Here is a 14,944-nt window from a genome sequence, read left to right on the forward strand (position 1 = left end):
GCGATGTGTTCGAGTACATCGAGCTGTTTTACAACCCGAAACGCAAGCACACGAACAACGGCATGCTGTCGCCCGTTGACTTCGAGACTAGGCAGCAGAAACTGAACAAGGCGGGTGTCTAGGAAACTAGGGGCACCTCAGACTGACGGGGATGAGGCCGGTTTCAACGGCGGCTACAAGCCGCTCCTCACCACGTTCGAGAAGGGTCACGATCATGTTTACCCAGCTCTGCGTGCAGCCGATTTTCTCGGCGATGGTGACATCATTGTAGCCACGCTGGTGTAGGTTGCCGATCTCCAGCATCAGGTCGATCGGGCGATGCTGTCTGCGGGCGATGTTTTCAACAAGGCTCATCACCATACAGTCTGCTTCTTCCGCTTCGATGACGACTGCTGGGATCTTCTCTTGTCCAAGCAGTCGAAAAGCTTCCAGCCGCCCCTCGCCGCAGACGAGATCGTAGCGCTCAGGATCATCAGGGCGTTTGCGAACGGTCACCGGTCGCTTGAGCCCAACGGCGTCGATATTGTCGACGATTTCTTTATGCAGCCGTTTGTTGCGAGCACGTGGGTTCAGAACTTCTATCCGGTCAATAGGGACCATTTTCAGATGCTGGGGATGGGTTTGGTCGGTCATGCTACCTCCCGGAGTGCTTTGCGCTCGGAAAGCGCATAGAGCGGATCAAGGGTTTCAAAACGGTATCCGTCGAGGGCTAGGCCATTTTCTTCGGCGAGACGAAGTTTGTCCGTGCCAATGTCGAGGAGCGGGAAAAGGAAGTAATCGAAGGGCTTACGGTTGAGTTCGTCCATTCGGATGACAACTGAGATGTCGGGAACAAACCCGGTATCGAACCGAACACGCCATCGCAGCGAGCCGGCTGGGGTCCGGGTGCAACGGACGATGACCAAAGACAGCGTGAACTCGCCATTGACGGTCACGATATCCGTGGTCGGGTCTTGTGATGCAGAGCCACCTGCGGCGGAGATACCGATCAAGACCTCTTCAACGACCTCCGGATGGATTCGGCGGAGTTCTCGATTAATCGCGATGTAGCGGTAGTCTCTCCGCGGTCGGAAGCCGACTAGGCGATAGGCCCTGAGCAAGCTGCCGAACCGATGGCTGTAAGCGCTGCTCGAAGGGGTTTCGTCGGCTTCGTCAATGATGAGGCCGGAAAGCGCGCCCTGATGCTCCAGAACTGCACGTAGAGCCGCGAGCATTTCTTCATCTGACATGCGGGCCGAACGGGCGGAAATGATCTGGTTGGCAGCTTCGTAGAGTGCCGGATCGACGATTGCCGGAAAGCTGTTTGGCGCCCGGATCCAAGTGTCGGGATCGTTGCGGACGCGCTTTTTCTTGAGTTTGAAGGACATGCGGTTCCAGACGTTGGTGCCGATGTACTTTTCGTTGATTAGAATTTGGTGGACGGTGCCCCGCGTCCAGGGGCGGCCGAGGTCCGTCAGAATGCCGCGATCATTAAGCCCCTCGGCGATCTGCGCTTCGTTCTGACCTTCGGAAACAAAGGCACGGTAGATCTCTCGGACAATGGCCACTTCATCCTCAGGGCCCGGCACGAGCACGACGCGATCGGTTTGCAGACTCTTGTGCTCGCCCGGGGTGAGCGTAGCCTTCGGCACGCCGTTCTGATCGATAAGCAGCCGGCGCAACCCAAACCCTGCCGGGCCGCCCTGACGAAAGCCTTTCTCGATGAGGCGACATTGTCCGGCAAAGACTTTGCTTGATAGCTCCCGACTGTATTCGCCAGCCATGGCGCGCTTCACGCTCTTGACGATCGTCGAGACTGGACCGCCATCATTCTCGAATTGCTCAGCGCAGTAATGCACGGCGATACCGGCGCGGCGGCATATGTATTCGTAATAGGCGCTTTCGTCCGCATCCTGAAAGCGCCCCCAACGGCTGACGTCGTAAACGAGGATGGCTTCGAAATCTGCTTTGCCAGCGGTGACGGTTTCGATCAGTTGTTTTAATGCATCCCGACCTTCGATCCGTAGTCCGCTCTTGCCTTCATCTGCGTATGTGCGGACGATCTCCATGCCGCGCCTTGCGGCATAGCTTTGAATCGTTGCGGCTTGGTTTTCGGTCGAATAGCGCTGATGATCCGTTGACATGCGCACATACTCAGCCGCGCGGATAAGGGCCGGCCCATCGCGCGCTCTGTCGGAAAACTCTGGATCAGTCACCGAGGTCGGCCTCCATTTGCAGCAGGACAAAAGGATCCTTCGCCGGTGTCGCAGAGATCCGGGTGCGGTCGTTCATCAAGCCAAGAGTCGCATTTAAAATACCAGATTCTTCGTCGCTCGGCGCGGTTCAAATGACACTGGAAGTCTGCATCGGCTGGAACCTGCCATTGAGATATTGGCGCGGTCCAGTTTCCCTGCTCGATTTAAAAATTTCCGTGTTCAGCTCGAAAAAGTTCCCTGTTCTTTCTGGTAGGGAAATTTCCACTAACTTATTGAATAATATCGGGGATTTTTGCCGATATTGGCGTCAAATACCCGAAAACAGAGAAAATACCCTGTTATTTTCCCTGTTTGCAGGGAATTTTACAGAGACGGGATAGCTCCAGACTGGCTCCTCCGCCATCACTTCACAGAAATGACGGCGATCTGCGACCGGTCCATTATTAGGGTGGCGCGCCGGGGTCGGCCTCTGTGGTCGGCGGGTCTTGCTTCTTTCCCCGGCCAGCGCATTGGGGCATCACTTCTGGCGCTCGCCGGGGGGAGATGTCAAAGATGTCGTGCCAGCGACGGGAGGAGTTTCCATGCGGCTGAAAGACAAGATTGCCATCATCACCGGTGCTGCAAACGGGATCGGCCTTGCCGCAGCTCACAAGTTTGCCTGGGAAGGCGCCGTTGCGGTGATCTGCGATCTCGATCCGGCGCAGGTCTCGGCGGCGGTGGCAGCGGTCGAGGCCGAGGGCGGGCAGGCCGAAGGCCATGTGGTGAACGTGGCCGACCGAGGGACTGTCGATATGATGGTGGCCGCTGTGATGGCGCGGTTCGGGCGTGTCGATATCCTGGCCAACAATGCCGGGATCACCCGCGATGCGCGCCTCGTGAAGATGACCGAGGCGCAGTTTGACGCGGTGATCGACGTCAACCTGAAGGGGGTCTTTCACTGCACGCAGGCCGTGGCCGACATCATGTCTGCCCAAGGTGCGGGTTCCATCGTCAACACGGCCAGCATTTCCGGGACCCATGGAAATTTCGGGCAGACCAACTATGCCGCTGCCAAGGCGGGCGTGATCGGCATGACCAAGACCTGGGCGCGCGAACTGGGCCCGCGCAACGTGCGCGTGAACGCGGTCGTGCCGGGCTCGGTCCAGACCGCCATCCTGGACACGGTGCCAGAGCATGTGCTGGACGGCATTCGCAATGCCTGCTGGATGCGTCGGCTGGGGCGACCGGAGGAGGTGGCGAATGTCATGGCGTTTCTGGCCAGTGACGAGGCCAGCTACGTGAACGGGACCGCGCTGGAGGTCAGTGGCGGCATCTCGTTCTGACAGGAAAGGCCCGCCCCCATTCGGGACGGGCCTGTCTCATTCTCGGGGCGTGGATCAATTGCGCGCGTAGATGTCTTCGTAGCGGATGATGTCATCCTCGCCCAGGTAGCTGCCTGTCTGCACTTCGATCATGCGCAGCGGCACCTTGCCCGGGTTGGCCAGGCGGTGAATCTCGCCAAGCGGAATGTAGACCGACTGGTTTTCCGAAAGCAGTTTCTCGCTCCGCCCGATCGTCACCTTGGCTGAACCTTCCACGATCACCCAGTGCTCGGCGCGGTGCATGTGGCTTTGCAGGGACAGGCGGCCGCCCGGTTTCACGACGATCGACTTCACCTGGTAGCGGCGCCCGAGCGAGAGGGTCTCGAAATGGCCCCACGGGCGTTCGTCGCGGCGGTGCTGCTCGGCCTGCTTCCATCCCGCGCGGCGGGCGGTATCGACGGCTTCGCGCACTCCTTGCGCAGTCGAGAGGTCTGCCACCAGGACCGCGTCGCGGGTCACGATGGCGGCGATGTTCTTCAGCCCCACCCCGATGACCGCGATATCGGGGTCGTCAGAGCGCAGCAGCGTGTCGGTGCAGTCGATGGCCTTCGCCGGGCCGGTGCAGGCCACACCCGCTGCATCGCGCGGGGTTTCCTGCCAGATGGTGCGCCAGCTGCCCAGGTCGTTCCAGCCGGCCGACAGCGGCACCACGTAGCCGGTTTCGAACTCCATCACCGCGTGGTCGAGCGACAGCGACGGGGCGGCGGCAAGAGTCTCGCCGAGCCGGACGAAGTCGAGGTCGCGCGATGCGGTGGCCACGGCTTGCTCGGCTGCGGCCAGCACCTTGGGGGCGTGCCTGGACAGGGCGGCATGCATGCGCCGGGCGGTGAAGAGGAAGAGACCCGCGTTCCACAGGTGACAGCCACCGGCCACCATTGCCTCGGCGGTGGCAAGGTCGGGCTTCTCGGTGAAGCGCAGGAAACGGCGCGCGGTATCGTCGGCGGCGGGGCTGTCGAGCTCGATATAGCCATAGCCGGTTTCCGCGCGGTCGGGCCGCACGCCGAAGATCACGATCTCGCCGTTGCGCGCGACGCGGGCACCCGCGCCGAGGGCCGCTGCAAATTGCAGCTCGTCGGCCACGAAATGATCAGCAGGTGCCACCAGCATCAGCCGCTCGGGGTCTTCGGACATGGCATGCACGACGGCCACGGCGACAGAGGCGGCGGTGTTGCGGCCTTCGGCCTCCAGCAGGATGGCGTGTCCCTTGCTGCCGGTTTCGGCCAGCTGATCCGCCGCGATGAAGCGGTAATCTGCATGGGTGATGACCATCGGCGCGGCGCAGCCCGCATCCTCAAGGCGGCGCAGCGTATCCTGGAAGGGGCTGCCTTCACCGGTGAGGCTGCAGAATTGCTTGGGGCGAGACTTGCGGGACACGGGCCAAAGCCGGGTGCCGTTGCCGCCGCAGAGGATGACGGGGGTAATGAGATCGGTCGAGGTCATCTGGAAAGTCCTTCGATGAAAGGGTGTGACTATGGGGGTCAGGCCGGCGTTTTCCGGCCGTGACGGGTTTTCAGGGCGTAGGCGACCAGAAGGGCCGACAGCGCCATGAGAATGAGTTGCGCCAGCGCCTTGACGTGCAGCATGGCCTCGATGCCGCCCGACTGGCCTGCGGCCCAGATCGCTGCCGTGGCGAAGGGCAGGGCCAGCACGACCAGCGCGATCCCGCGGCGGTCGGACAGGGCGGCCAGAAGGGTTGCGGCCAGGTAGGAACAGGTGAAGGCGAAGGCGGCGGTGACGGCGGACAGCACTTCGGGCGCTGCCCCGGCATAGGCAGGGCCAGCCACGGTGGTCACGATGAATTCGGGCGCGATGGACGATGCGACGGCCAGGGCAGCGCCCACGCCCAGAACCAGGGCGAAGATCGGGGTTGCGGCGGGCAGGACCGGGCGGCCCTGCTGGACAGCGGTGATAATCGTGGGCAACAGGACGCCCGCCAGCCCGAAGCAGGCATAGAACTGCACCCTCTGGATCAGCGACAGCGCGGCGATCAAATCCGCGTCATGCGACGACAGAACAGCCGCCGACATCAGAAGATCGGCATCGAGGTGGAAGACCTGCGCGACCTGGAGAACGGCGAAGGGCCATGCCAGCACGGCAAGCCGCAGCGCTAGGGTTGATTCTGCTGCGGGGTGGGCCGCGATCTGGCGGGTGGCGTCGTCGCGGACGGGTAGCCAGCCAGCAACCAGCGACAGAGCAATCGCGCCCACGATACCCTCCAGGCCGAGACCTGCCGCCCAGGCCGCATAGGCCCCGGCCAGTCGCACGATCATTTCGAGATTGGCCGACAGCACCATGGCGCGAACCGAGATCCGCCCCTGGGCCGCGCCACGCGCGATGCAGAGCGGGGCGGTCACTGGCAGGGCCAGCGCAAGGATCGGCAACAGGCGCGAAGACCCCAGTCCAAGCGCATCGGTCACCATGTCGGCCATGGCGAAGGACAGAACGACAGGGGCCGCGACGAAGAGGATCAGGAACGCCTTGCGATGCAGGCGAGCCATTGCCGACAGGCTCGGCTCCTGCTCGGGGCCGCGCGCAACCATCTGGGCGCTGGCCATCTGAACCGCGCCGAAGACCGACAGGATCGCCAGCTTGATTGTCAGGACGACTGTCAGGTCATGGAACTCGGCCGGGTTCAGAACCCGGCTAAAGACCATGTTGAACAGAAGGTTCCCGGCATTGGCGAGATTGGTGGCAAGAAAGATCGCAACGGCGGGCGAGGCGATCAGGGCCCCTGCCGGCAGCAGGCGGGCTGCTGCCGGAGCCCGGCGAACGAGACTGGACATGGATCAGGCGGCCTTGCGGAAGTCGGTTACGTTGGTCGACAGAACGGGGGCCGCACGCGTCAGGCGCAGTTCGGCGATAAGGCGCAGCATGCGCAGGCCACTTTTCGCAATGGCCGATGCCGAAACCTTGGAACCGGGGATCTCGTGCCACTCGGACAGGGGCAGTTCATAAAAGCGGGTGTTTGCCTTGCCGCCGAGACGTGCGATGCGCGCGAACAGCTCCACGTCGAACAGCCAGCCAGCGGTAAAGGGTTGGGCCACGGCGGCTTGCACGGCAGGGGTCGAGCGCAGCAGCTTGGCGCCACACTGGGTATCGGCCACGGGCAGACCGATCGCCATACGCGCCAGCATGGCGCAGATGCGGGATACGGCACGGCGGGGCAGGGTGCGGACCACCTGGTGACCGAGCATCCGGCGGCGCGATCCGAAGACCACTTCCAGCATCGGGTTGCGATCGGCCACGCGCAGGAAATCCTCGACCAGCTCCAGCGGGGTTGCAAGATCGGCGTCCCAATATGCGACCATCTGGGCACCTTGATCGAGCGCGTGTTTCAGACCCGCCCGAACAGCTTCGGCCTTGCCTCCGTTCCGGGGCAAATCGAGAACGGAGATCTGGGCGGGGCGGGCCTCGGCCAGTTGCTGCAGGCGGGTCAGGGTCCCGTCGCGGCTGCCGTCATTGACGAACAGAACGTGGACCCGGGGGGTTTCATCGACGAAGGCCAAGAAGCTGTCGGCACGCAGGCGCAGTTCCTCGTTATAGCAGGGAACGACCAGGGTCAGGCTGGTGACCGGGGTGGCGTTGGCGCGGGCGGTTGCAGGGCGGAAGGGAATCGTCATCTTGGCGTCTCCGAAAGAAGTTGATGCCTTTGTGCTGATTTCCTTGGTGTCTGTCGCTGAAACGGATGGGTGGGCCGGGGGTGCAATTGGTCCCGCCGGGGGCGAATGGAAGCGGCGGTGTCCCAAGCGGAACCGCCGCTATCCTTTTGGTCAATGGCTGCTTACCAGCTTGGATCCGCGCCCTGTCAGTTTGGCAATATGCCAGGCCGCGACTTCCGAGATCGGAAGGGAATCGACGGCCAGCTGATTCTGCCGGGCAATCGTTTCGGCCTTGGTCGTATTGCGCAGCATCTCGGCCATTGCGGCGGCCATTTCGGCCGCATTTCCGGGCGCGAAGTTGGCCCCGGTCAGGCCCTCGTCCTCGACAAGGTCGACGAAATCGCCGATGCGCGGAAAGACCGGCACGGTGCCGTGGCTTGCGGCCTGGTGCATCACGCCGGACGAACCCGTCGTCGCCTCGTAGTCGAAGACGGCCAGCCGGGCGGTTTCGAAGAACTCGGCCACGCCTTCTTCGGCAACATAGCCGTGAAAGACCACGCCGGGGTCACCGGCACGGTCGGCGGCACAGCCCGCGACATAGCCGGGGGTGTTGGGATGGTCGGTGCCGCCGATGACCAGCTCGACCCCGGCCATGTCAGGATCTTCGCGCAGGATGTCGAAGGCGGCCAGCAGGGTGCCAAGCTTCTTATACGTTCCGAACTTGCCCATGGTGACGATGCGCATCGGGCGGTTTTCATGGCCGATCCAGGGGCGGCCCGTCTCGAAGGTGCCATGCGGCACCAGTGAAATATCTGCACGCGGCACGGACTGGCGCAGGATGTCGAGGTAACTGCCGAGGGTCACGGTCATGTAGTTGGCCATTGCCATGGCGCGTGTCACGATCGCGCCTGCAGTTCTGACAACTGCCTGCCGCAGGCGCTGGCCCTTCAGGATGGTGGTTTCCAGGTCCATGCCCGCGATGATGTTGTGGGCGATGATTCCGCTCTTCCAGCCCATGAGGCGGCTCAGGGCAGGGGTCAGCAGGCCGAGGGCCGCGGGCACTTCGCGGTCGCCGAAGCTGGCTGTTTGCAGGTTGTAGATCACCGCGTCGGGGCACTCGCGCCGCAGGGCGCGGAGGAGCTGGACGGGCACGCGGGGCGAGTTGAACCCCCACACGCGGGACACGCGCACCTTGGGGCCCAGGTCAAGTTCCGCCAGGGGCGTCTCCAGGAGATCGGCGAGCACGACGATCTCGGCCACGTCATCGCGTTCGGCAAAGGCGCGGACCATGTGTAGGCCATATTCGTTGAGGGTGCGTTGGCCCGGCGGAAAAGCGGACACGAAGGCAAGGCGGAGGGAAGCGGTCATTGCGAGGCTCCTTCATGGGAGGTCAGATGTTCAAGAAAAGCGGATTGCACGGCGCGGGCTGCGGGTTTGAGGGCGCCGTCGGGGGCGAAAAGGCCGAATTGGGCCTGCAACCGGCGCACCCAGGGCGAATGGCCGATGGCGGAACTGTCGGGCGCGGGGAAATCATGCAGGGTCCAGACGAAGACCCCTTCTGCGTCGGAAAGCACCGAAAGACGCGCCGACAGACGGTCGGCCTGCGCTTGCGGAGATGCCGGGAAGCCTAGCGCAAGCGTATAGGCGGTTTCCCCGATTTCCGTGATGTGCACGGGACGCCCGTCGGCTGATGCCTGCACGGCAGCGAGACGCGCGGCGCTGTCCTCGGGATCGGCATAGTCATGGTAGGACACGACATCGAGCCGATCGGCCAGAAGGGTCGCAGCTTCGCTTGCCGACCAGCCGATCGTATAGGCCAGCTCCGGCGCGATCTGGTGGGCAACGGCCAGCATGCTGCGGGCCCAGGCCTCTACCAGACCGTGACCCTGACCTGCGAAATCGAGATCGGGTTCGTTCTTGAGGTCCACATAGGCCACGGCGGACGAGGCCGCGAGCACCGGCAGGACTCGGCTCAGATAGGTCGCATCATTTGCCCAGGTCGCGACGCCATAATCCCCGCGCATGTCGAACAGCGTGGGAATGACGGCAAGCCCGCGGGACTCGGCCTCGTCCAGCAGCGCGGCAAGATCCGAAAGGGCGGTGCTGGCCGTCTCGTCGTCAAGGAAAGTGGCCCGGGGCAGGAAGATGCGCACGGCATTGGCCTCAAGGTCACTTATCAGGTCGAAGTCGCTGCGGATGAGGTCCAGGTCGAAAGCCGGCCAGAAGGCGCTCCACGGGGTTTCGGCGGGATAGTAGTTGATGCCGGCCAGACGCTCGGGCACCGCCACGGGCGCGCGCGGCGGCAGGGCCGACGAGCTGCGGCGTTCGTGGCTGAAGATGCGCCAGCCATCGGTTTCGTTCAGCAACGTGGTGAGGTTGCCGTCCTGCGCGATCTGAAAGAGGTCGAGATCGCCTGCCTCGGTCAACCGAAAGCGCACCGTCAGCGCGGTGCCCGTCAGTTGCAGGACAGAGGCATCGCTGTGGAAATAGATGGGCCGCAGGTCTTGCGACAGAACAACCATATGTGCCCCGGTGACGGTCGTGGCCTGCGTCGCACGCTCCAGTGCCACGCCGGAAAAGTAGTCCGCCAGCACATCGCCCCGCCCGCTGGACATGGCCCCGGCATGGGCGCGCCAGGCGTCGGTCAGGGTCTGATCCACACGCGCAAGGTCACCTTGCCCGAGCGGGCGGTTGAGCGGTGCCAATGGCATCTGCCACTGGTTGATCGAGGGGGCCGAGTCCAGGGCGGGCAGGGCTTCGTCGATATAGCGATAGGTCACGTCCCGTTCCGTCGCACGGCTGAGCGCGGCAGAGACCTCAAGGATGAGGGATACGCCAATGACCAGCACCCCAAGCAGGGCCGCCGCATAGCGCAGCGCCCACTTGGCGCGTTTCGCCTGCGGACGGGGCGATTGTCTGAGCAGGGGGGTGATCATCGGTCATCCTCCGGCAAGCTGCCGCGGGGCAAGGCGCGGTCGACAGAAAGGGTAACGGTGCCGAGCGGCGACTGGACCGTGACCGACAGCGGGTATTCCGCCCCCCGGATCGGCAGGGCCACGTCGGCCAGCCCATCGACGAGCCAGGTGCTTTCGGACAGGCGGCGCCCCGCTGCGGTTTCCACCTCGATATCGACCGTCGAGCCGTCGAACAGGTGAAAGCCGTCAACCGTGGTGAAGGGGCCGATCAGAATGCGGCTCGCGTTCAGCCCGGGCAAATGCTCGGCCAGGATGCGCGGTGGTTCGGCGGCCTCAAGGGCAGCGATCTCGACCGCTTCGACCGGAGATGAGGCATAGGCCATATGCAGGCGTGCCTCTGCGCTGCCCGAAAGGTCACGGGTCAGGAAAGGCGCGCGCAGTTCCCCCCCGACCAGCACGGCCGGGACGAACGTGACCTGTCCGTTGGCATGGCTCAGGATCAGGCTGGCGGACACACCGTCGGGCGGGACGTTTCCGGACAGATCGGTCAGTTCTGCCGTTGGCAGGCTGACATTCGCCTCCCCCGGCAGGGGGGCGACGGCTGCCACAAGACCCGGGGCCAATTCATTCAGGGCGGCGTTCACGCGGTAGGTCAGGCGCTCGGACTGGCGCAGTGCGCCGCTGATGCCGGTTTGGGCCCATGCAGAAAAGGTTCCGACCGTGTCGAGCGGGTCCACGGCGCGTGTCGCGCGCCCGTCCTGCGTGGGGACGGTGACGATCCCGTCTGCCGCGCCAAGCTGCACTGCCGTCCTGTCGGCCACGAGGTTGCCCGCCGCATCGAGGATCAGTGCCATGTGCTCGGCAGAGCTTCCTCCGGCGGTCAGGCTCTTGTCGCCAAAATGAACAAGCAGGGCTTCGGGGCGACCCGCCGGGCTGGCGCCTGCCTCGCTGACGCCAAGGCCCGAAATCACCTGGTGATGATCGGACCACGCCATTCGCGCCGGGGCGTCTGCCGGATCGAACAGGCCGAACGCGTCGCTGACAAGGGCGCCCTGACCCAGGGCGGGGCTGCTTCCCAGAAGGGCGAATGCGAAGGACAGGGGCAAAAGCGGCTTCATGGCATCAGAACCCAGGATCATGGGTCATGCTGGTGATGGTCAGGCGCATCGCTGCATAGCCCCCAAGCCCATCGAGCGGGATGGTGCCAACAAGGGCAGGCGGCATGTCTGTGTTACCGAGCGTGACCGAGGTGTTGTTGACCAGCATGGTTTCGGGCTCGATCTCGGCCAGCACCTCGATCGTGTCGGCATGCGGCACGGTCATCGCGAAGGGGGTGCTTTGGCCGGGATAGATATTGGTGTCGACGAAGCCCGGCGCAGCCCAGAGCACGCGCCCTTCGGCATCGTAAAACAGCGCGGTCACGCGACTGACCGAGGCGGTTTCGGTGCCTGCGTTCACGGCCAGCGCAGAGAGGCGCAGGCCCTCGGGCGTTTCCTCGGCCTCGATGCCATTGAGCGAAACACCGCGATAGAGCCCGTCGATGGCCACAAGCGCGCGCGCTTCCAGCCCGCCATCGGCGGCAGGGGCGTCAAGAACCGGGGGCAGATATTGCTCGGGGTCGTAGCCCTGGGTCGCGATGGCGTCTTCCAGCGACAGGACTGCCTCGAAGCCGATGGCGAAGCCCGACACTTCACCCGGAAGAAGGCGCTGACCGCCAGTCATCCCGGCACCCTGGCGCAGAAGCCGGTTCCCGATGTCATCCAGAAGATCCCCGATCAGGGTCACGGCGGCCGGGTCCATGTCGAGATTGGCGACCGCGCCCACCATGACCAAACGCCCATCCTGGCGCACGAGCCGGGCATCGGGCACGGCGATGCGAGGGCGGTCCAGGCGGTCGCGGTGCAGGTCGGCCTCGGGCGTCGGCTGGCGTCGGCCCGGCGCGGTCCAGCCGATCTCGGGCTGGCGGTCGAGCCGTGTCGGCGTCTGCACCTGCCGCAGGCCAAGCGGCGCGACATACCACTGGCCGTCACGGCGCACGGTGCGAATCTCCAGCACCTCTTCACGCTGGTCGATGGCGGTCAGCCAGTCCAGCGTGATGCGCCAGTCGGCAATCTCGCCGTGGTTCTCGACAAGCTCGATCTCGATCCCCAGAAGCTTGCCGTAGGAGGCGATGAGCCCTCCGCGCCAGCGCCATGCAAAGAGCTGATCCTCCAGCGTCGGGCGCGTCTCGGGGTCGAGGCGCTGGTGCGCTGCAGAAAAGCGGCGGAAATCGAGATCGGTGAAATAGGCGGTGATGACCTCTTCGGCCGTGTCGGGACGATTGAGCCGTTCCACGATGCGCAGGCCGCCATAAGCCGCTGCCAGGGCGCAAACGATCATCAGCGCCAGGACGATCCGGCGCACCGTCGCGGGGCTGGTGAAATCGTGCTTGGGCTCGGGCACAGGGCGGTATTCCTGCGTGGGCAGGGTGATGCCACGGCGCAGGACCGCACCGGTGAAGGCGATGGCGGCGAGGATGAGCGCGGTCGGCGGAATGAGACCCCACATCAGGCTTTGCATCCGGCCAATGTCGCGGCGCTGTTGCAGTCGCGGCAGCGGGCTGACGTCAGGGCGTTCCCAGACGACAATGCCGTTTTGCAGGCGCAACAGCCGGGTCCAGCCGGCGAACTGCAACAACGGGTCGTAGAACTCGTCGTTCGAAAATACGTATTTCAGATGGTAGTCATCGGCATTGACCAGGAATTGGGTCAGCGACCCCAGGCCTGGCACGCCCATGTATTTGGAGTTCTCGAGACGCTCGACGGAAAAGCGGGTCATGTCCGGCAGGCGGCGCACCGAGTGGTAGTTGCCGTCGACAGATTGCGCCTCCATCTGCGCCGAGAGATAGGCGAACTGGTCGCCGAAGCCGAGTGTGAGATAGCGCCAGCGGTCGTGTTCGTCGGATTGCATGAAGTCGACGATCGGTGTGGGATCGACGAAATCGGGCTGCATCGGGCGCACGAGGGGCAGTGCGGCAGTGAAGGCCGCGATCATCACGAAGGCCAGAAAGATCCCGCCCGTCAGCAGGCCCCGAACGGTGCGCCCAAAGGCAGAGGCGATCAGCTCGCCCGAGCGGCCATGCATCAGACCGCTGGCCATGAGGCCAAGGAAGGGCAGGATCAGGATCGACCCCCAGAAGGTGAAGCGGTCGAGCGTCAGGATGTCGAAGGCCCCGCCAAGCATCGCGCGCGACAGCGGCGTGGTGCCGCCGGTGCCCAGGATGAAGCAAAGAAAGAGCGAGCCGCCAAGCGGCCAGAGCCGCGAGGTGAGCGATTTGAACAGCGCATAGGGCAGGAACAGGATCGCAACCCCCCAGGGCAGCAGGAAGAAGATGAAGCCCAGGTCCCTGCGTTCGAGGAAGTTCTCGCGGGAGCCATGGGGGATCGGAACCTGGGTGATCGGGTCGGTCACTGACCAGATCCAATAGGGCAGGATCGTCAGAACGATTGCGCCCACCAGCGCCACGGCCAGAACGATCCCGCGCCCGAGCGGGGGCAGGAAGCGGCGGATGCCGCGCAGGGCATGGCGCAGGCGACTACCCTCGCGTGGGGGCAGGGGGTGCAGCTCGGCGGTGGCGGTCAGCGCGTGCAGGCCGATGGGCACGATGAAGAGCACCGCACCGAACAGGGTGGTGACGTGATGGCCCGCTGTGGTGGCGCAGCCAAAGAGAACCGCCGCGAAGAAGTTCGACAACCTGCCGCCCGCGATCCAGCGATAGACATACGGCATGCCGTTGAGAAATATCGCGAGCGAAAAGGTCGTGGGCAGCTGGCCGAAGATATGGACCGTTTCGGCAATCGACGAGGCCAGCACCAGGAAGATCGAGGCATAACCCGCCGCGCGCGCGGGCACCCAAAGCAGCGCAAAGCGGTAGACGCCAACCGTCAGTAACAGCAGCGCGGCCAGCTGCACCACAACGAAGGCTGCGCGCAGGGGGATCAGCATCGACAGCGCGCCGATGGCCATATGTGTGCCCGGGGGATAGGAAATCGTCAGGAAGCCGGTGTACCAGCGCGGGTCCCAAGTATCGAACCAGCTGCGCGCATAGCTGTCGCCGAAGAACATGTGAATGAAAGCGTCATAGGTATTGCCGTGGGTGAAGGGCAAAAGCCCGCCGTGAAACAGCGTTGCCGCCGCCAGCGCCACCACCAAGAGGCCAACCCCCTCGCGCGGGTCACGCGCGGGGGGCGGGCTCAGCTCTGAAAAGGCGGGACGAAGCTTTGACATCAATACCCTGATGCCCGGACGCGCTCTGCGCCCGAGACGAAAAGAGATAAGTTCTAGGTAAACTTGATCAGACGAGGCCGTGATCGCGGGCGATCATGGCTGCATGGGTGCGGTTGCGCGCGTTCAGCTTGCGGCTCAGCGTCTTGACGTGAAGCTTCACGGTCACCTCGTGTAACTCGAGCTTGAGCGCGATCTCCTTGTTGGAGAGCCCTTCGCTGAGACCGCTCAGCACCTGCTTCTCGCGCGGTTTGAGGTCGAAGGCTTCGTTGCTTTCGGGAGCCTTCTGAAGAATGTGGTAGGGGGCGAAAACCTCGCCCGCGATCATGAAGCCGATGGCTGCCGAGATCGACTTGGCAGGCATGGTCTTGGGGATGAATCCACGCGCGCCTGCGTCGATAGCGGATTGCACGATGTCGAACTTGTTGGTGCCCGAGATGATGGCCACCGGCGTGTCGCCGCAAATGGCAACCATGCGGCGCAGACCGTCCAGCCCGTTCATGCCCGGCATGTCGAGGTCCAGAAGAACCATGTCGAAATTGCCCCAGCTTTCAACCGAGGTGATTGCCTCGTCGAGGGTGCCGACACATTCGACATCATCAAAGCCGCGC

General features: G+C 64.0%; 12 protein-coding genes. 2 read left to right on the plus strand and 10 right to left on the minus strand.

Features of this window, described 5'->3' with window-relative positions; genetic code table 11:
- Window positions 1-122: IS3 family transposase (locus ACEQXV_RS17815; RefSeq protein ID WP_370270295.1), on the plus strand; the 122-nt coding region annotated here is incomplete at its 5' end.
- 4 nt (window positions 123-126) lie between these two features.
- On the opposite strand, the gene ACEQXV_RS17820 is transcribed toward ACEQXV_RS17815, so the two are convergent.
- On the minus strand, window positions 127-633 hold the full coding sequence (locus ACEQXV_RS17820) for a ParB/RepB/Spo0J family partition protein (RefSeq protein WP_370270288.1): 507 nt from the start codon (window positions 631-633) through the stop codon (window positions 127-129).
- Window positions 630-2,195, minus strand: coding sequence for a recombinase family protein (locus ACEQXV_RS17825; protein ID WP_370270289.1), 1,566 nt, complete (start codon window positions 2,193-2,195; stop codon window positions 630-632). Before ACEQXV_RS17825 ends, ACEQXV_RS17820 begins: the two co-directional genes overlap by 4 nt.
- A gap of 581 nt (window positions 2,196-2,776) precedes the next feature.
- Between ACEQXV_RS17825 and fabG the strand changes: the two genes are divergently transcribed.
- Window positions 2,777-3,517 (plus strand): 3-oxoacyl-ACP reductase FabG, encoded by a 741-nt coding sequence (gene fabG / locus ACEQXV_RS17830; RefSeq protein WP_370254887.1) that lies wholly within the window; start codon window positions 2,777-2,779, stop codon window positions 3,515-3,517.
- A 54-nt stretch (window positions 3,518-3,571) separates the two neighbouring features.
- Here fabG and ACEQXV_RS17835 read toward each other — a convergent pair whose 3' ends face one another.
- The 8 genes from ACEQXV_RS17835 to ACEQXV_RS17870 form a co-directional block, all read right to left on the minus strand.
- Window positions 3,572-4,996 (minus strand): mannose-1-phosphate guanylyltransferase/mannose-6-phosphate isomerase, encoded by a 1,425-nt coding sequence (locus tag ACEQXV_RS17835; RefSeq protein WP_370254885.1) that lies wholly within the window; start codon window positions 4,994-4,996, stop codon window positions 3,572-3,574.
- A gap of 38 nt (window positions 4,997-5,034) precedes the next feature.
- Entirely contained in the window at window positions 5,035-6,339 is a 1,305-nt protein-coding gene (locus ACEQXV_RS17840) for a hypothetical protein (RefSeq protein WP_370270290.1), read from the minus strand.
- 3 nt (window positions 6,340-6,342) lie between these two features.
- On the minus strand, window positions 6,343-7,176 hold the full coding sequence (locus tag ACEQXV_RS17845) for a glycosyltransferase (protein ID WP_370254883.1): 834 nt from the start codon (window positions 7,174-7,176) through the stop codon (window positions 6,343-6,345).
- A 150-nt stretch (window positions 7,177-7,326) separates the two neighbouring features.
- Window positions 7,327-8,523, minus strand: coding sequence for a glycosyltransferase (locus tag ACEQXV_RS17850; RefSeq protein ID WP_370270292.1), 1,197 nt, complete (start codon window positions 8,521-8,523; stop codon window positions 7,327-7,329).
- Window positions 8,520-10,091 carry a hypothetical protein gene (locus ACEQXV_RS17855; RefSeq protein WP_370254880.1) on the minus strand — a complete coding sequence of 524 codons (1,572 nt, stop codon included), beginning with the start codon at window positions 10,089-10,091 and terminating at the stop codon, window positions 8,520-8,522. The genes ACEQXV_RS17850 and ACEQXV_RS17855 overlap by 4 nt, the downstream gene beginning before the upstream one ends.
- On the minus strand, window positions 10,088-11,209 hold the full coding sequence (locus ACEQXV_RS17860) for a hypothetical protein (protein ID WP_370254879.1): 1,122 nt from the start codon (window positions 11,207-11,209) through the stop codon (window positions 10,088-10,090). The genes ACEQXV_RS17855 and ACEQXV_RS17860 overlap by 4 nt, the downstream gene beginning before the upstream one ends.
- Window positions 11,193-14,336 carry a hypothetical protein gene (locus ACEQXV_RS17865; RefSeq protein WP_370270293.1) on the minus strand — a complete coding sequence of 1,048 codons (3,144 nt, stop codon included), beginning with the start codon at window positions 14,334-14,336 and terminating at the stop codon, window positions 11,193-11,195. The genes ACEQXV_RS17860 and ACEQXV_RS17865 overlap by 17 nt, the downstream gene beginning before the upstream one ends.
- Before the next feature lie 67 nt (window positions 14,337-14,403).
- The coding region (locus ACEQXV_RS17870; RefSeq protein ID WP_370270294.1) for a LuxR C-terminal-related transcriptional regulator at window positions 14,404-14,944 on the minus strand (541 nt) is incomplete at its 5' end.

The organism is Nioella sp. (assembly GCF_964229645.1).
Classification (GTDB): domain Bacteria; phylum Pseudomonadota; class Alphaproteobacteria; order Rhodobacterales; family Rhodobacteraceae; genus Nioella.